Origin of the sequence: Sphingobium sp. AP50, assembly GCF_900109095.1 — a bacterium.
In the GTDB taxonomy this organism is placed as follows: Bacteria; Pseudomonadota; Alphaproteobacteria; order Sphingomonadales; family Sphingomonadaceae; genus Sphingobium.
Genome location: NZ_FNYZ01000036.1, coordinates 1 through 17246 on the forward strand (window position 1 = coordinate 1; position 17246 = coordinate 17246).

The following is a 17246-nucleotide window of genomic DNA, read 5'->3' on the forward strand; positions in this document are numbered from 1 at the left end:
CGCAGCCGACTGAGTCGCACATTGTTTATAAAGGACTTGCCAAGAGGCCGTCCACATATGCCCAGGCGGAGCTCGACCGCCCGTTCAAACGATGACGGCCTTCATAGACGAGCATCGCGCGGAATATGGGGTCGAGCCGATTTGCAGGGTTCTGCCAATTGCCCCATCCACCTATCATGAGCGCGTCGCACAGCGACGTGATCCGGAGCGACTGTCAGATCGTGTCCGGCGCGATCAGGATCTGAAGCCAGAGGTGGTCCGGGTCTTTGCCGAGAATTTCGGGGTGTACGGCGTGCGCAAGGTCTGGCGGCAGATGAACCGCGAGGGCTTTGCTGTTGCCCGTTGCACTATCGCGCGTCTGATGCGCGATCTGGGTTTACAGGGGGTGATCCGGGGCAAGCCCGTGCGCACCACGATCAGCAACAAGGCTGCGCCGTGCCCGCTCGATCATGTGAACCGGCAGTTCCATGCACCGGCGCCGAACATGCTCTGGGTGTCGGACTTCACCTACGTCGCGACGTGGGCGGGCTTCGTTTATGTCGCCTTCGTAATCGATGTCTATGCTCGCTACATTGTGGGCTGGCGGGTCAGCAGGACTGCGCATGCCGGCTTCGTGCTGGACGCACTGGAACAGGCTATCCACGAACGACGTCCTGTCCATCGGGGTGGTCTCATCCATCACAGCGACCGCGGATCGCAATACGTGTCGATCCGATACTCGGAGCGGCTTGCCGAAGCCGGGATCGAGCCATCGGTTGGCAGCGTCGGCGACAGCTATGACAATGCTTTGGCTGAGACGATCAACGGCCCTTATAAGGCCGAGGTGATACATCGGCGAGGACCATGGCGGTCCTTTGAAGCCGTGGAATATGCCACGCTCGAATGGGTGGACCGGTTTAACAACAGACGCCTGCTGGAGCCCATCGGCAATATCCCACCGGCTGAGGCCGAAGCACAATATTATGCCATGCTGGACGACGTCTCCATGGCTGCGTAACTTAAACCAAATAGCCTCCGGCAAACCCGGTACGGTTCAGACCGTGCTGGCAGCGCTTCGTATGATCGAGGGTCGTGGGGCGATTGAGACAGCCAAGCGCGTCAAAGGATATGTTGTAGCTGTGCTGAAGCGCGCCCATGCAGAAGGTCGCATTTCAGCCGATTCCGTTCGTTCTGTCGAGTTGATAGGCGCTGCGCTGAAGCCTGCGATGCCGGTAATGCGGCTGCCAGCATTGACGACTGTCTCGGAACTCGCCGATCTGCAACTAGCGGTCGACCGCTCAACAGCAGGGAGTATGACAAAGCTTGCGTCGCGTTTGCTTGCATTGACAGTTCCGCGAGCAGGTTTTCTGCGGCAGGCCGTCTGGTCGGAATTCGAAGGCATTGACTGGGACAATATTGAGGCGCCATCCTCCTACGCGATCTGGCGAATCCCTGCCCATCGGATGAAGCTGGATATGGGAGATAAGCTGCAGCCCGAATTTGGGCACGACGTCCCTCTTTCGCGTCAAGCGATCGACGTGCTGCGAGCCGTTCGAACGCTGACTGGGCGTTTCGAATATGTGTTCACCCACGGACGATCCTGGCGTGATCCTATGACCGATGCTTCGTTAAGTGCACTCTACAAGCGTCTTGGAAATGGACGGTTTAAGAACCGGATGGTGCCGCATGGATGGCGGACCGCATTTTCGACAATTCTGAACGAACGGGCTGCGGAACTGGAACGTCCTGGCGATAGGCTTCTGATCGATATCGCACTTGCACATATACCAGAGGGGATGTCGGCCTCCGAATGGGCATATAACAGGGCGAGATACTTAAAGCCGCGCGCCACGCTTTATCAGGTATGGGCGGATATTATTGCACAAGGCCTTCCATCGCCGGATCGGTTGCTGCGGCAGGGAGCTGCGTGCCCCTTTGAGACGTTGCAAAATACACAAGGACTAGTTATATGACTAGTCAGGAGATTGATATGCGACATTGGCCAGTGCAAGATGCAAAAGCGCGATTTAGTGAACTCCTTGATGCATGCTCAAGCGAGGGACCGCAAATGGTAACCAAGCGAGGAGTAGAGGCTGCTGTTCTCGTTCCGGCTACCGAGTGGCGTCGTCTGAAAGATCGTGCGCGCCCTTCTCTTAAGGAACTGCTTCTCGCGTCGGAGGGGAGAGGGGATCTAGCTGTGCCTGCGCGCGGGGGCGGGCATCGCCGCAAGCCTCCGGTGTTCTGATGTATCTGCTCGATACGAATGTCGTGTCTGAACTGCGTCGTGCGCGTCCTCATGGGGCAGTGCTAAATTGGCTCGAAAGCCAAGACGACCAGAATCTATATTTGTCCGCCGTGACCTTGGGTGAAATCCAAGCGGGAATTGAAATCACGCGCTCTCAAAATCTTGTTAGGGCAGGTGAGATCAAGACATGGGCAGACGCTGTCGCTGATGCTTGGAACATATTACCGATAGATGCCGCGATCTATCGGCAATGGGCTAAGCTCATGCATGGACAATCAGATCATCTCTATGAAGATGCACTTATAGCCGCGACGGCTCATGTTCATGATCTCACCGTTGTGACCCGAAACATTGGAGACTTCACGATATTTAACGTGAGGTTGTTAAATCCATTCGAGCAACGAGAGTAAGTAGAAGGTCGAGTTCGTAGGGAGAGGGGTGGCTTAAATGTGGATTAATAGATTGTAAAATAAGGAGAATATTGTAATTTTAGCAGCCGGTTTCTTCTGCGGGCATAATTGCGGGCATGATCCGAGAGGACGCAGAAAAATCATTTATTTTCAATGTATTAATTATAAATTTCGGTTGCTGCCGGGCCCACCATACCTTCAAATCACACGCTCCTTATGGTATCTGTAAACCCTTATGAAACAAGGGTTTATCAGGCGTTGTTCAACCATATGCCACCATGGGAAACCATGTGATTGAGTAGCCCCTAGTTTTCTAGACGCCTTCTGCTTTCAAAATCTGCTGCCGTTCGAACTGGGCGGGTGACAGCATCCCGTTCCTGACCTGCTTGCGCACCGGGTTGTAGAACATCTCGATGTAATCGAACACGTCCTGCCGGGCTTCCTCGCGTGTTTTGTAGGTGCGGCGCCGAATGCGCTCACGCTTGAGCGAAGAGAAGAAACTCTCGGCGACGGCGTTGTCATGGCAGTTGCCGCGCCGGCTCATCGAATGCTCAAGATTGTGAGCCCGGATGAAGGCCGCCCAGTCCATGCTGGTGAACTGCGAGCCCTGATCTGAGTGGATCAGCACCCGCTGCTTCGGCTTGCGCCGCCATACCGCCATGTGCAGCGCTTGCAGGACCGCATCGGTGGTCTGCCTGCTCTGCATCGACCAGCCCACCACGCGGCGGGAGTAGAGATCAATCACGACAGCCAGATAGGCAAAGCCCTCCAGGGTGCGGATGTAGGTAATGTCGGTCCCCCAGGCCTGATCAGGGGCAGCAACGTCGAACTGCCGATCCAGAGTGTTGTCGACCGCGAGGGATGGCTTGCCGCCATAGCTCCCTGGTCGGCGTTTGTAGCCGATCTGCGCCTTGATACCTCTCCGACCAGCTTGAGGGCCAGCGATGGCCCAATGCCATGGATCTGGGTCAGGTCTACTCCCAGCACGCGATAGAGCGCAGAACGAACTTCAAAGTCCGGCGCGTTCACTTGTTTGGTCCTGGTCCGAACCTTGGGCAAACGGGCAATGTCGTACCCGTCGTCGCCTTCGAGGTCCCGGAGCGCAATCTCCAGCTTTCGGTCGCACTCCACGATTTTGAGCTGGTAAAAGTCGAACAGCGCAAGCGATTGGCACAGCGCGAAGACGTGTTCATCGCGCCAGTTTCCGGTCAAGGCGGAACAGATTGTCTCTGTGCTGGCATGACACCGAACGTCACGCATCTGGGCAAGGGTGGCGGGGTTGCGCTCGCCGTCGGCGATGGCCCGGATAACACGCATGCCCGTGGCCCCGGTGATGTCGGAGACGACGTGGTGCAGTTGCACATTCATCTCCATCAGCGCCTTTTGCATGTGTTGAATATGCGATGCCGAGTACTCGATCAGTCGCTCACGCTGCCGCATATAGGCGCGCAACGTGGCGACCCCGGCCTTCGGGCGAAAACTGCCTCGCAGGAGACCGTAGCTGTGCAGCCGCTGAAGCCATGACGCATCATTCACATCGGTTTTGCGGCCGGGGACATTCTTTGCATACCGCGCATTGACGAGGATGACGTGGAAACCGTGCTCTTACAGCACTTCGAAAGCTGGGATCCAGTACACACCGGTAGATTCCATCGCCACGCTCGTGATGCCGCACGCTTTGAACCAGCGGGCCATATCATGCAGATCGCCGGTGAAAGTGTTGAATGCCCGCACGGGCCGATCGTCAGCGTCCGGATTGACCGCCGCCATATGCATCGTCGAACCGATATCGATAGCCGCCGCGCCCGGCACAATCATCGGCATATCACCGACTTTCGCCGCTATTGATCTACTCATTCCACATCTCCTCCAAAATGGGAGGGCATGGGCAATGCAAACCGTCATTTTCCTAACCGGGGTCGCCGCATAGCGGCGCCACCACTCTCAAGTGCGCAACTGCCCACGGGCCACGTTTTTTAACGGGGTATCATGCCACCAATAAGCGAACGGCCGCGACCCTCCTGCGGCGCAGCATAGCACGGCCCGTTTCTACCGCGCACAGGCGGGCCAACCCGCGACCGTTTTTTAGTATATCGCGCTCCTCGGTCACCCGGGCCAGCTCGCGCTTCAACTGGCGGATCTCGGCATCCTTGCTGGCATCGCCAGACACAACCTTCGCCAGTTGCCGCTTCCAGGCGTACAGCGAATGCTGACTGACGCCGAGCCGTTCAGAAACCTCCGCTACCGGATACCCACGTTCGATGATCTGGGCCACCGCATCACGCTTGAACTCATCGCTGAAATTAGGCTTCCCCATCGTCGTCTCCTGTCCTCAAAATTAGGATAGAAGGCGTCCAGAAATCTAGGGGCTACTCATTTCCTCACCAGAACCAAGCCGCGAGTTTCCACCGAAATGGCCCTTCACGTCCTCGCCTACAATCTCACCCGCGTCCTCAACATCATGGGAAGCCGTAAGCTGCTGAGTGCCATCACCGGCTAAGACAACGCCGTGCAAAACTCAGCACGGCCAATATTTATCAACCATGTCAACGAAGGCGTTTTCACACAGCCTGGGTCGGTTTCCGTGAGCCTCGAGCGACGCACTGGTGAGATCACTGAGGCGGTCCCCGAGTTGTTAGTCCTCGGGTGGGTAGAGGCCGGCTGCAATGACGGCATCGTTCAGCGCCTTGGCGTGACCACCCTCCCAGATCGGAATGATTTCCCGCCACCCTTGCTTGTCGACCGAGTCCGCGCCCGGAATTTCCGAAAAGCCAGCGCTGATCCGTACGAGCCACTCCCTGTCGACATCAGTAAAACGGTTAACGCCGTAGATGACGAGCTTGTCCATCAATCCGTCGCATCCGGGCGGTAATGGGCCATCGCCCTCGCGCCGAATGAGCCAAGCCAGCAAATCCGAGGCTTGGATAGCGACCTCGTCCTTGTCGTCGGCAAAGCGAACACTGCCGCTGATCTGACTGCCCCATGATCCGCCTGAGGTCGCGATCATGTCGTTGAGCATAGGCAGCGTCTTCTTATCAAGCCCGGAAAGTTGATCGAAGATGAAGTCGCACGGCTCGCTAATGCTAAGCGCTTCATGCATTCGCGCGACCCCGAATGCGATCGCGTAGAACAGCAGGAAATAGGGCGTTCGCATAGGGAAGGGTGCGGTTGGCTCGACCAATTCGCGATAGTCAGTCGTGCTGACCGAGGCGTGAAAGCCCCAAGGTGCATGACGGGCGACGATATTGGCGAGCGCATGGACTTTGCGATTTCGTTCCTTCTCGGAAAACCCCTTGAACTGGTCGCGCCGGTTCTGCGCCTCGGCCATCTTAAAGTAGGCGATTGCTGGTGGCTCGGCGAGCGCACGTTGCCAATCCACTTCGAATGCCGCCCATGTCGCCTCTCTTTGAATCAGTGCAGCGAGCACCAGCCGTCGGTCGCCAGTGTTGGAAACAGAATCGTCGATGTAAGCTCTCAGCATTTGACTGCTTTAGCGCAGCGGCGCGGCGAACGTTACCCAGGCTATCCTCGTTCGAGCGCAGGGCGGCTCATAAGAATGCTATCGTCCTGGCAGATTTTCTTGGTTCTCGCCAAAAGCGGCCGTTCTGCATCTGAGAGCGGAAAAGTTGGCGCTGAGCGTCCAACATGGTTCGGTTTTGCCATGATCGATTTATTGCGACAAATTCGCTAATAAACCTAAAACTCGTAACAGAATTTGGGTGATTTGTTGCTATAGAGTTTGCAAATCTATTGGTCTTATCATGATAATATTGCAATTTCTCCTTGGGCTTGCCCCTTATAGCCTATCTCTCTGATCGATCATGTCCCTGATCTTATTGGCTACGGCTTCGATCCCGAACGGCTTTGTTATAATCTCCATGCCATGATCAAGAAGCCTGTTTCCAACGACCGCGTTTTCTGCGTAGCCCGTAATGAACAATATTTTGAGCTCAGGCCTTAAAGCCCGGCCGGCATCAGCAACCTGGCGCCCGTTCATTCCACCGGGTAGGCCAACATCGGTAACCAGCAGGTCGATACGCAGGTCGGACTGCAATATCTTCAGGCCGCTTGGGCCATCGGCAGCTTCGACAACATGATATCCGCTATCGGCCAGGACATCCACGATGAGGGAGCGAACGGACGTCTCGTCATCGATCACCAGAACGGTTTCGCCATGGCCGTCGGGTGGGGGCAGATTGGGTTCGAGCGCTTGTTCGACATCAATGGCATCGCCGATATGGCGGGGAAGGTAGATGCACATGGTTGTGCCCGAACCGACTTCGGAATAGATTCGCACCTGGCCGCCGGACTGGCGGACGAAACCGTAAATCATCGACAGACCAAGTCCCGTCCCCTCGCCCAGCGGTTTGGTCGTGAAAAATGGATCGAAGGCGCGCGTAATGACTTCGGGCGTCATCCCAGTCCCCGTGTCGCTGACGCAAAGCGAGATATATTGGCCCGGTGGCAGTTCGCGTTCGCGCGCGGTGCGATCGTCCAGCCATTTATTGGCCGTTTCAATCGTCAGGCGTCCTCCGTCCGGCATCGCATCCCTAGCGTTGATGCACAGGTTTAGGATCGCATTTTCTAGTTGATATCGATCGACCATTGTCGCCCAAAGGCCACCTGCACCCACCACTTCGATTTCGATCGATGGACCTACGGTGCGCCGCACAAGGTCTTCCAGTCCGGATATCAGTTGATTGACGTTCACCGGCGAAGGATCCAGCGTTTGCCGCCGGGAAAAGGCAAGCAGGCGCTGGGTCAAGGCGGCGGCGCGTTTTGCCGCGCCCTGCGCGGTTTCCAGATGACGGGGGACCGCTTCAAGCCGGCCTTGCGCTATGCGCAGATCTAGCAGCTCGAGATTACCCAATATCCCTGCAAGAAGATTGTTGAAGTCATGGGCGATGCCCCCTGTCAGCTGGCCCACCGCCTCCATTTTCTGGCTCTGGCGTAACGCCTCTTCTGTGGCTGCGAGCGTCTCGGCCGCCTCGGTTTCCGCAGTTATATCTCGTCCGAACAGATACAGCATTCCGGCTTCTGGAACCGTCGTCCAGGCAAAACGCACATGACGACCGTCACTGGCACAGAAGACGCTTTGCGACTCCACGACAGTTGCGTCGCTGGCCGAGAGTTTCGCCAGACGCGCCGCCGCAGCGTCGCGCTCTTCGGCGACAAATTCCAATATGCCACGGCCGATCGTGTCCCGCTCGGTCCATCCCAATATCGTGGTCCATGATGGGTTGACCGCGGTGATAAGCCCTGAGGTCGTGGCAACGACCTTGACGATCGGCGATATGGCCCAGATGCGCTCCCGGTCCCGGGCGAGTTGGCGTTCTTTCGTGATGTCGCGCGCCACGGCATGGATATGGCCGGCATCGGGCACCGCATTCCAGTCCAGCAAGCGGTAGCTTCCATCCTTGCACCGGTAACGATTTTCAAACGCCAGGGTCGTGACGCCTTGCGCCAGCTTGCCGACTTCCGCAGCGGTGCTGGCCAAATCGTCGGGGTGGACGAAGTCCGCGAGGACATGCCCGACCATCTCATCCTCTGCCCAGCCCAGAAGGCGCGTGGCGGTGGGATTGACGGAGCCGATCACGCCTTGAAAGTTGCAGACCAGCATCAGATCCTGGCTAAGGGTCCACAGGCGATCCCGGTCTCGACGCTGTGCCGACATCGCCTCGATCGTGGCGAGCGCTCCAGCGATCTGGCTGGCGATGAGCAATGCATAGTCTGTCGTCGCCTCGTCGAGCGGCCGGTAGGGGTTTAGCGCCAGAACCAACGCGCCCGCTGGTTGTGCCACGCCCGACTGATCCACTGACACCATCAGCGCCTTGCGCGGTGGAATCCGCCAGGCGCCGGTCGGCGGGTCGGTCAGCAATCCCTCCAGCGGGACGACGAACTGCTTCGTGCCATTTTCGATGGCGGCAACTGGCCATACCACATCGTTCGCTGGCGCTGGCCCCGTACTGTCGGCGGTTGCGAACAGCACAAGGTCGCCAAAAGGGAAGTCCTTGCCGTCAGCAAATGTCTGACGGACGGCATCCACCACATCAGCACGGCTCCTCGCGTTGAGCAAGGCGGCGGCAAGGGCGTTCAATTGGGTGATCCGCCGTTCGCTGATGACGCGTTCGGTTTCCTCGCTGACCACGCACATCAGACCTTCGGCAGAGCCACTGGTGCCGATCAGCGGGCTGTAGGAAAAGGTGTGATAGGTTTCTTCCGGATAACCATTGCGCTCCAGCAGCAGCAGCAACTGCTCGTCCCAGGTCGCCCTACCGTCACGCATGACAGAGACGACGCGATCTTTCACATCGTCAAAGACTTCTCGCCATACCTGCGACATAGGCGCGCCCAATGCGGCGGGATGTTTGGCACCCAATGTCGCGATATAGGCGTCGTTGTAGAAAAAGCTGAGTTCTTCGCCCCAGCCAAGCCACATTTCGAAACGCGACAGGAGCATGAGTCTGAGTGGTGCCCGCAATGCTTCGGGCCAATGTTCCGGAGGGCCTAACGGCGTCGCATCCCAATCATGCGCGCGCATGATCGCGCTCATCGTGGAATGTCCCGGGAATATATCCGTTAGGCTATCCGACATAATCCCCTCGACACGCCTGATCATCTTGGAAAGACAGGCGCAATTTCCCTATCTGGTCGGGTTGCTAGTTGAAACACCTGGCCGTCCATTTATCAGCGGCAAAGCCGCGATCATAGCGCCTGAAAATCGGCCAGTGCGTAATGGGGAATGGAAGGGGGCCACTTTTAGCGTGCATGCTGTCCACCTTGCAACACGCCAGATAACTCCTCCACGGAATATGGCTTGTGAAGCAGAGTGAAGCCATGATGCGCGTCATCGGCAAGGACATGGCTGTAACCGCTGGTCAGCACGATTTTGACCGCCGGCCAGCGCGAACGAACACGGCGCGCCAGTTCCAGACCGTCGATACCCGGCATGACGACATCCGAAAAAATTATGTCGATTTCTTCCGCCTCTTTGTCGAGGATGGCCAGCGCTTCATTGGCATTGGTAGCGCGCCGGGTAACAAAGCCGAGATCGCCTAAAAGCTGGGTAGCGAACGCCCCGACTTGCTCATTATCCTCCACAATCAAAATATTCGCCTGGGCGCCAACGACATTGCCGGGAAGGCGGGGCTGCTCCGCGATATGCGCGGCGGCGATTCGCGGCAAATAGAGGCTGAAGGTCGTGCCTTTGCCAAGGCGGCTGCTCACGTCGATTTCACCACCCGACTGTTTGGTGAAGCCATAAACCTGACTGAGTCCAAGGCCCGTGCCCTTGCCTACTTCCTTGGTCGTGAAGAAGGGTTCGAAGATATGCTGGATCTGGGTATCTGCAATGCCCGACCCGGTGTCCGAAACCGACACCTTGACGAAGTCGCCTTTCGCACCCGCGTGGCCGCGGCGGGCGGGAATGGCCCCGGCGGCCTCGATTGATATGATGATGCGGCCTTCGCCGTTCATCGCATCGCGCGCATTGACGGCCATGTTGATCAGTGCAGTTTCAAACTGGCTGGCATCCACCTCGACGAAGCAGGATTTGCATATCGGATCGACGACAAGGTCGATACGCGATCCCACCACCGTCCGCAGCATATCGGTAACAGTTTCGACCTTGGTCGCAGCGTTGAAGGTTTCGGGACGAAGCGCCTGCCGGCGCGCAAAGGCAAGAAGCTGGCTGGTCAGCTTCGCCGCACGATCAGCGGTATCCGCGATGGCGCCAATATATTTTTTCTGCTTCTCACGGGGCAGGTCTCGTGATGCCAGCAACTCTGCCGAGCCACGGATGATGGTCAGCAGATTGTTGAAGTCATGAGCGACGCCCCCGGTCAACTGGCCGATCGCCTCCATCTTCTGAAGCTGACGGACCTGAGCTTCCGCCGCCATCAACTCGTGCGATCGCGCCTCGACCCGGGCTTCCAACGTTTCATTGAGGTCGCGTAACTGTTCTTCGGCTATCGTGCGTTCCAGCAGATCGGCCGCCTGACGGGCCACAATATCGAGCAGCCGCAAGTCCCGTTCCGACGGTTGATGTGGTTCGCTCCAATGGGTGGAGATCATGCCCAGCAATTTTCCATTGCGTGACAGCAGTGGCGTCGTCTGGGCCGAACGAATGCCGGCGGCGCGAAACGCCTCCAGATCAGGCGTGCCGGCAATAGCGTCCCATGTCTCAAAATCGGCAATGATGGCGCGCTGGCCGAGCTTCAATGCCAGCGTACAGCTGCTAAAGGCCGCAGGACTGACCCACTGCCAGAAGCCGACGGCCTCGGGCGGAAGGCCGCGATGGGCCAGAAGTTGAAGCTGTCCGCCATGACCGGAAGGATCACCGACGGGACAGAGAAGCTGCATCGTCCCGAACTGCGAGCCTGTGATCGTCACCGCAGCCTCGACGATCCTGCCATAAAGTTCGAGCCGGTCATTTTCGCCGATCAGGGCGACGCTGACGCTGTGCAGCAGATCGATGTCCGATGCGTCTCCATCCGATGATGGCGACACAGACTGCAATGGCAAAAGATTCGGCCCCCGATGCGTAACAGACATTGATACCCCTCAAGGCGCGCTCATCTCGCCCAGAACGCTAAATCCTGCTGCCCGCCAAAATGTTCCCGCCCGAGGGACGATCCCTAAACCTTGTCGTTTCGTTCAGTTGGCTTCCGTGCCGAACAGGTCCTCAATGGCCTTGGCGATATTATGCGTCGTGTAGGGTTTCTGGACCACTGTGGCCGAACGATGCTCCATCGGCAGGTTAGCCTGCTCCCCGTAACCCGATGCAAAGAAGAAGGGGATGCCCAGCTCCGTAAGCCGGTCCGCGATACCGAAACTGGTCTGATCACCCAAGTTGATATCCAGAATGGCAAAATCGACCCTGTTCTGATCCAGCGTATCATGCGCTGCCTCCGGCGTGGAAGCTGTAGCAACAGAAGCACCGAAGCGATTGAGAATATCTTCAGCGTCCAGAGCGATGATGAGGCTGTCTTCGACCAGCAATACCGTCTTGTGTCCGGCCAAACCCGGATCGACAGGCTGCTGGCTGGAGACAGGCCTGCGGGGAAGGCGCATTTCAGGACCACCACGGGATTTGGGCTCGGATACATGCCTTGATGGAATGCAAAATTCGGCGCGAACGCCATCGGGCGCATAGTCGATGCTCGCCTGTCCACCCAGGTCATAGGGGACGGACCGATTGACGATCGTTGTGCCGAAGCCTTTACGCTTGGGCGGCGACACCGGCGGGCCGCCGACCTCCTGCCAGACCAGCACCAGATCGCCCTTATGGTTGCGCGACCAGTTGATGTGAACCTCTCCGCTGCCGGACAGGCTTCCATATTTGGTGGAATTGGTGACGAGTTCGTGGATCACCAACGCCATCGTGGAATAGGCCTGGGGGTTCAGCAAAATAGGTGCCCCCGTAGAAATGATGGCGCTCTGGCGCGTCGCGGCGAAGGCGGCGGCTTCCGCATCGATCAGCGCTTCGAGCGGAGCTGGTCCCCAATGATCGTCGGTAATCTGGTTATGCGCGCGCGCCAGCGCATGGATGCGGCCGTCCACCAGCTTGACGAAATCCTTCACCTCCGCATTGTCCGGCTGGGATTGCCGGATGAGGCCGCGAATGACGCCCAGGATGTTGCGCACCCGATGGTTGAGTTCGGCGATCAGCATTTCCTGCCGGGCGGTCGATTGGCGCCGCTCTGCGGCTGCTTCGTCCGCCAGTCGCAGAACCACCTCGATCAGCGTTGCCCTCAATGTTTCCGCTACCCGAATTTCCGATGGGGAAAAGGGTTCGGCATGGCCGTCGACCAGTTCCTGCCACTCTGCAAAACTGGCTCGCGGCGTAAGGCGCGGTCCGTTGGGGCCATATTCGATCGGCTTGTGCGGATCGCCGGCCCAGCGCACCGAATGTTTCAGTTCCGACCGGAACAGGACAACATAATCGCGCGGCGAACGGGAAATCGGAATGGCCAGCAGCCCCGCTGCCATGTCCGCGAAGCCAGAAGCCTTTTCGATCAGGCCGCCAATATGATCGGTCGTATATACGCGACCAGCGGCAAGGCCGTTTAATGCACGAATGATCCGCCGGAAATCCTCGGTCGGCGGTGTCGATCCTGAAAAGGCATAATTACCGTTAATCCATATGCCGACGCCATCGGCAGGGATCGCGCCCGTCAGAATGTCGGCTAGCCAATCGGGGTCATTGAGCAACGTCTCATCCGACGCGACCGCGCCCAGCAACTGATCGGAAATGTCCCGTGCGCGCCGGTCATAATCCGCAATCAGCCGGCGTTCCCGCGATTCCAGCCGCATCGAAAACATCTCGGCAAACAGTTCGCATACCGACCGTCGCTCGAAAGTCGGCGCACGCGGCGAATAATTATGACAGGCAAATAGCCCCCACAGCTCGTCGTCAACCACGATGGAAATTGAGAGCGACGCCTGAACGCCCATATTCTTGAGATATTCGATGTGGATCGGCGATACCGATCGCAAGATCGAGAGTGACAGATCCAGACGCTGTCCAGAAGCGTCGATGGTCGGCACGATCGGGATTGGCTCTGCATCTACGTCACGGATGACCCGAACAAGGTTCCGCTTATAAAGGGCGCGGGCCTGACGGGGAATATCGCTGGCGGGATAGTTGAGGCCGAGGAAACTGCCGATGCCGGGTTTCGCCGCCTCCGCTACGACCTCACCCGCGCCGCTGGTCGCGAATTTATAGACCATGACCCGGTCATAACCCAGCATGGCGCGGACCTGACGGGCGCCTTCCCGATAGAAGGCTTTCATGTCCTTGGTCCGGTCAAGGCGCGACATCATGGCGCGCACGGAATTGGTGGCGTCGCCGCCACTCGCCACGCCCGGTTCCGCCTCGATCAGGATTTGGCCGGCGGAAAAATGCACGGCCACGTCATAAGGCTGGCCGGACGTGCCGATCTGACAGCCGAACATGCGCTCGACCATATCCGGCTCGGTAAGATAGGAAATCTTGTTGCGCAGATCGTGCAGAAGGGCGCCGGGTACATAATCGGCCAGGGGGGTACCGATCAGATGGTCGGGGTCGAAGCCCAGTAGGTCGCGAATATTCTTCGAAACCCGGGCAATGATCCAGTCCGTGCTTACGGCAATAAGGAAACCGGGCGACTGGATGGCGCCCAGAAGATGGATCGGCTCGCGATCGCAGTTGGTGAGATCAACTTTGTCGAAATCCTGCACGTTCATCCTGCTATTTTGTCGGCACCGGGCCGGTTTTGCGCCCAAAGGCGCTCCACGCGATAACGCAAGAAGTGGAAACTTCGTTGCGGGTGCGTCGGATGGAACAGGGCTGCTGGTGATGGCGGCTGTCCTGATCGCGAGCATGGCCAGCCTGGGTCTTGCCGGCGATTATGTCTATTTCGGCGAGATGCGCCAGACGCTCAGCGTAAACCTGGGACTGTTCGTGCTCCCCGTTGCCGGGCTTATCGGTGGCGTGGCCGGTGGGTGCTTCTCTCGGCTGATGCTGTCGGCAGGCAGGACGCCGTTCCAGCCGGTCGCGTGGTTGCGGTCGAGGCCGGTTTTGTTCGCCGGGATATGCGGCATGACCGTGGCGATCTTCGGCGTCGCGACAGGGCTGACCTGGGCACGGGCGACCAGACCGCCCTTGATGTCATCGCAGGGGAAGATGTTCCTCTCCGGTTTGGCGCGGCCAAGTTTCTGGCGACGCTCGCCACGGCATCGGGTCTGCCCGATGGCATATTCGCGCCGTCCCTGTCGGTGGGAGCAGCAATTGGCGACGTGTTTCGCAGCATCTTACCCCCTTATCCGCCGGGAGCGGGAATGCTGCTGGGCATGGTCGCCTATTTCACCGGCGTAGTGCGGGCGCCTTCGACTTCCGTCATCATTATATCGGAGACGACGGCAAGTTGCGGCCTCACGTTGCCACTGCTCGGCGCTCCTTAGATATGCGATTGACCCGCAATAGCGATAAAGCTAAGTCGCTTTGTGACGGAGGGGCCGACTATGAACAACAGATATTTGATTTGCTCGATCGCAGTGCCGGGGGTGCTTGCCATCGCTGCGACAGCAAAAGCAGCGGAAACTGCAGACCATGATGCGACCAATGAGCGCAGGGCGGACATCATCGTCAATGGCCTGATCGTCGATGAAGGCCAGAACAAGGTCACGGCTAATGGCGCGCTGGGCGCAAAGACGCTGCTCGACACGCCCTATTCGATCACGGTGGTGGATCGCGAAGATATTTCCAAACGGCAGGCTACTTCCATCGGACAGATATTCATCAACGATCCTGCCGTTTTTTCCTATTCCCCGGCTGGCACGACCGACTGGTGGGGCACGCAAATCCGTGGGCTGGGCGTGCGCAACTATTATATCGATGACGTACCGCTGATGCTCTATTGGGGCGGCACCTATCCGCTGGAATCGGTCGAGACGGTCGAGGCGCTGAAGGGTCTGTCCGGCTTCATGTATGGCTTTGGCGCGCCGGGCGGCACGATCAGCTATCGCACCAAGCGGCCGACGGCCGATCCGCTGCTCACGACCGAACTGGGATGGCGGGCGACGGGCGATGTCTATGCCCATGTCGATGCGGGCGGGCCGCTGACCCAGGATGGACGGCTGGGCTATCGCATCAATATCGCTGGTGAGAAAGGCCGGCTCTATAATGAGGCAAAGAACAACCGCTGGCTGGCGTCCGCCGCACTGGAATATGCGCTGACGCCCGACATCAAATGGTATGGCACGGCGGCATACGAGGAAAGCAAGCTCGAGGCGGAGCCGTTCCAGATCTATTGGTATGCCTATGAAGATGCGAAGCTGCCGAAGCCGACGACGGATTATGACAAGCTGAACATCGATAACACCTTCTATCGCGTGCACACTCTGTCGGCAGCGACGGGCATCGACTGGGGCTTTGCCGATGGCTGGAACGCCAAGCTCACCTATGGCTATGCCAGTAAGAAACATTGGTCGAACAAGATGTTCGCCACCATCCATAATCAGGCGGGCGACTATACCGGCAACGCCTATAATTTCGCCTGGCTGGACAGAAGCCATTTTGCGCAGGCGATGGTGCAGGGCGAGTTTGAGACGGGGCCGATCCGCCATGCCATCGTTGCGGGCGCATCGGTCATCGCGACGGAAAGCTATCGAAGCAACGAATTTTACTGGAGTGAGGATTTCACCGGCAATCTCTATCAGGATCAGCCGTTCCGCGTGACGCGCGCCTTCGACTGGTCGATGGATCCGATCCCCGACAAGCAGCGTCAATATGCCCTGTTTTTGAGCGACACGATCCATTTCGGCGATCATGTGCAAGCGGTCGTGGGCGGGCGGCAGACCTGGTATCGGCTGCTGCCGCTGCCTGGCGATCCCGACAGCGGCTATCGGACATCTACCCTGTCGCCGACTTTCGCGCTGATCGGCAAGCCCGCGCCGTGGGCGTCGCTTTATGGCAGCTATGTCGAATCGCTGGAGCCGGGGTCTCAGGTCGGCGGCGAATATGCCAATGCTGACGAGATATTGAAGGCGACCGTCAGCAAGCAATTTGAGGTCGGCGCCAAGGTCGAGCATGGCGGCATCAGCCTCACTGCTGCCGCCTTCCGCATCGAACGTGTGAATACGGCCGAACGTTGGGAGGCCGGTGTAAGTCAGCCCTATCTGCGGCAGGACGGACAGACGCTTTATAGGGGCGTAGAACTGATCGGCAGCTGGCAGGTGGACAAGCAGCTGAAACTGGGCGCAGGCGTGATCCGGCTCGACCCGGAATTGCGCAAGCTGTCGCCGGTCGTGGATGAGGATGGAAGCATCCTGCCGTCGCCGCTCATCGGCAACATCCCGGCGGAAGCCGCGAAATGGCAAGTCACGGGCAATGTCGAATATGCGGTGGCAGGGGTTCCGGGCCTCAGCCTGCACGCCAACGCCCGCTATTTCGGCAGGGCGCCTACGGGAGATGAGAATATCCTCTACATCCCTGACCGCACGATCGCCAACGCTGGCTTCCAATATGAGGCGCTGATCGGTGGGCGGAAGGTGGCCTTTACGGGCAACGTCAACAATCTGTTCAACAAGAAATATTGGGGCCTTGGCAATATCGGTGAAGGCATGAACGGCGCACTGAGCGCGCGCATCTACTGGTAACTGGAATTTTGGCATCCATTCGGGTCAACCGCCCGCCTGGATCGTCCGACTGGCAACTTATATGCTGCGCTGATTTTTATCGGGGCAGATGAGAACGTCGCACTTGGCGGACGCTGACATCATCTGAACGTTCGCGATCAGCGCGCCTCGAAATAGGATGACTGAATAGCTAACGTTGCGCATTTGGAACATTCATTTCGTGCGCTGGTTTTGACGATAGCGCGCTCTTGAACGTAATAGAAAGCCGCTTGTCTAAGGAGATATGTCATGTTTCGATGGGCCATTATTTTAGCAGTCGTAGCCATCGTGGCTGCGCTTCTGGGCTTCGGTGGTGTTGCAGGCCTCTCTGCTGAGCTCGCTAAGATTTTCCTTCTCGTCGCGGTTGTGCTCGTCGTCCTGGGATTTCTGTTCGGTCGGGGTCGCAGAGTGCCATAACCTTTTTGGCGGCGGGCAGCCAGTTTCCGCAAGGCTCG

General features: G+C 58.2%; 11 protein-coding genes, 4 pseudogenes and 1 other annotated feature. Of the genes and pseudogenes, 8 read left to right on the forward strand and 7 right to left on the reverse strand.

Annotation, left to right across the window (positions count from 1 at the left end; genetic code table 11):
• Positions 1-46: 46 nt before the first annotated feature.
• The 4 genes and pseudogenes from BMY84_RS27660 to BMY84_RS27675 form a co-directional block, all read left to right on the forward strand.
• Positions 47-997, forward strand: a pseudogene (locus BMY84_RS27660) (IS3 family transposase); the annotation flags it as partial.
• Positions 53-166 (forward strand) — a sequence feature (AL1L pseudoknot). Its footprint overlaps the pseudogene before it by 114 nt.
• The gene (locus BMY84_RS27665; protein ID WP_371262461.1) at positions 963-1952 is read left to right on the forward strand and encodes a tyrosine-type recombinase/integrase; all 990 of its coding nucleotides are present in this window, start codon (positions 963-965) and stop codon (positions 1950-1952) included. The pseudogene BMY84_RS27660 and the gene BMY84_RS27665, both read left to right, overlap by 35 nt.
• A gap of 17 nt (positions 1953-1969) precedes the next feature.
• Positions 1970-2224, forward strand: coding sequence for a type II toxin-antitoxin system Phd/YefM family antitoxin (locus BMY84_RS27670; protein WP_093088327.1), 255 nt, complete (start codon positions 1970-1972; stop codon positions 2222-2224).
• Positions 2224-2634, forward strand: a complete 411-nt coding sequence (locus BMY84_RS27675; protein WP_093088293.1) for a type II toxin-antitoxin system VapC family toxin — start codon at positions 2224-2226, stop codon at positions 2632-2634. The genes BMY84_RS27670 and BMY84_RS27675 overlap by 1 nt, the downstream gene beginning before the upstream one ends.
• Positions 2635-2947: 313 nt before the next feature.
• Here BMY84_RS27675 and BMY84_RS27680 read toward each other — a convergent pair.
• The 7 genes and pseudogenes from BMY84_RS27680 to BMY84_RS27710 form a co-directional block, all read right to left on the reverse strand.
• Positions 2948-3553 (reverse strand): annotated as a pseudogene (locus BMY84_RS27680) (IS3 family transposase); the annotation flags it as partial.
• Positions 3554-4239: 686 nt separating this feature from the next.
• The gene (locus BMY84_RS30285) at positions 4240-4491 is read right to left on the reverse strand and encodes a hypothetical protein (RefSeq protein WP_218147056.1); all 252 of its coding nucleotides are present in this window, start codon (positions 4489-4491) and stop codon (positions 4240-4242) included.
• Between the two features lie 190 nt (positions 4492-4681).
• Positions 4682-4951: pseudogene (locus tag BMY84_RS27690) on the reverse strand (transposase); the annotation flags it as partial.
• Between the two features lie 318 nt (positions 4952-5269).
• Positions 5270-6115 (reverse strand): DUF3800 domain-containing protein, encoded by an 846-nt coding sequence (locus tag BMY84_RS27695; RefSeq protein ID WP_093088294.1) that lies wholly within the window; start codon positions 6113-6115, stop codon positions 5270-5272.
• Positions 6116-6430: 315 nt separating this feature from the next.
• Positions 6431-9187, reverse strand: a complete 2757-nt coding sequence (locus BMY84_RS27700; protein ID WP_256215485.1) for a hybrid sensor histidine kinase/response regulator — start codon at positions 9185-9187, stop codon at positions 6431-6433.
• Positions 9188-9393: 206 nt separating this feature from the next.
• The gene (locus BMY84_RS27705; protein WP_256215486.1) at positions 9394-11157 is read right to left on the reverse strand and encodes an ATP-binding protein; all 1764 of its coding nucleotides are present in this window, start codon (positions 11155-11157) and stop codon (positions 9394-9396) included.
• A gap of 132 nt (positions 11158-11289) precedes the next feature.
• Positions 11290-13860: an HWE histidine kinase domain-containing protein gene (locus BMY84_RS27710; protein WP_093088299.1), complete on the reverse strand. Its 2571-nt coding sequence runs from the start codon at positions 13858-13860 to the stop codon at positions 11290-11292.
• A 136-nt stretch (positions 13861-13996) separates the two neighbouring features.
• Between BMY84_RS27710 and BMY84_RS30955 the strand changes: the two are divergent.
• The 4 genes and pseudogenes from BMY84_RS30955 to BMY84_RS27725 form a co-directional block, all read left to right on the forward strand.
• Positions 13997-14185: pseudogene (locus tag BMY84_RS30955) on the forward strand (chloride channel protein); the annotation flags it as partial.
• Between the two features lie 23 nt (positions 14186-14208).
• Positions 14209-14577 carry a chloride channel protein gene (locus tag BMY84_RS30960; RefSeq protein ID WP_371262463.1) on the forward strand — a complete coding sequence of 123 codons (369 nt, stop codon included), beginning with the start codon at positions 14209-14211 and terminating at the stop codon, positions 14575-14577.
• A 60-nt stretch (positions 14578-14637) separates the two neighbouring features.
• Positions 14638-16773 (forward strand): TonB-dependent siderophore receptor, encoded by a 2136-nt coding sequence (locus BMY84_RS27720; protein ID WP_093088300.1) that lies wholly within the window; start codon positions 14638-14640, stop codon positions 16771-16773.
• A 267-nt stretch (positions 16774-17040) separates the two neighbouring features.
• Positions 17041-17208, forward strand: a complete 168-nt coding sequence (locus tag BMY84_RS27725) for a DUF1328 domain-containing protein (protein ID WP_093088302.1) — start codon at positions 17041-17043, stop codon at positions 17206-17208.
• Positions 17209-17246 lie beyond the last annotated feature (38 nt).

Excerpts from the sequence above, each read along its gene's own strand:
- BMY84_RS27700 (WP_256215485.1), bottom strand. The coding sequence starts at position 9,187 with ATGAGCGCGATCATGCGCGCGCATGATTGGGATGCGACGCCGTTAGGC.
- BMY84_RS27695 (WP_093088294.1), bottom strand. The coding sequence starts at position 6,115 with ATGCTGAGAGCTTACATCGACGATTCTGTTTCCAACACTGGCGACCGA.
- BMY84_RS27710 (WP_093088299.1), bottom strand. The coding sequence starts at position 13,860 with ATGAACGTGCAGGATTTCGACAAAGTTGATCTCACCAACTGCGATCGC.
- BMY84_RS27670 (WP_093088327.1), top strand. The coding sequence starts at position 1,970 with ATGCGACATTGGCCAGTGCAAGATGCAAAAGCGCGATTTAGTGAACTC.
- BMY84_RS27675 (WP_093088293.1), top strand. The coding sequence starts at position 2,224 with ATGTATCTGCTCGATACGAATGTCGTGTCTGAACTGCGTCGTGCGCGT.
- BMY84_RS30960 (WP_371262463.1), top strand. The coding sequence starts at position 14,209 with ATGCGGCATGACCGTGGCGATCTTCGGCGTCGCGACAGGGCTGACCTG.
- BMY84_RS27720 (WP_093088300.1), top strand. The coding sequence starts at position 14,638 with ATGAACAACAGATATTTGATTTGCTCGATCGCAGTGCCGGGGGTGCTT.
- BMY84_RS27665 (WP_371262461.1), top strand. The coding sequence starts at position 963 with ATGCCATGCTGGACGACGTCTCCATGGCTGCGTAACTTAAACCAAATA.
- BMY84_RS30285 (WP_218147056.1), bottom strand. The coding sequence starts at position 4,491 with ATGAGTAGATCAATAGCGGCGAAAGTCGGTGATATGCCGATGATTGTG.
- BMY84_RS27725 (WP_093088302.1), top strand. The coding sequence starts at position 17,041 with ATGTTTCGATGGGCCATTATTTTAGCAGTCGTAGCCATCGTGGCTGCG.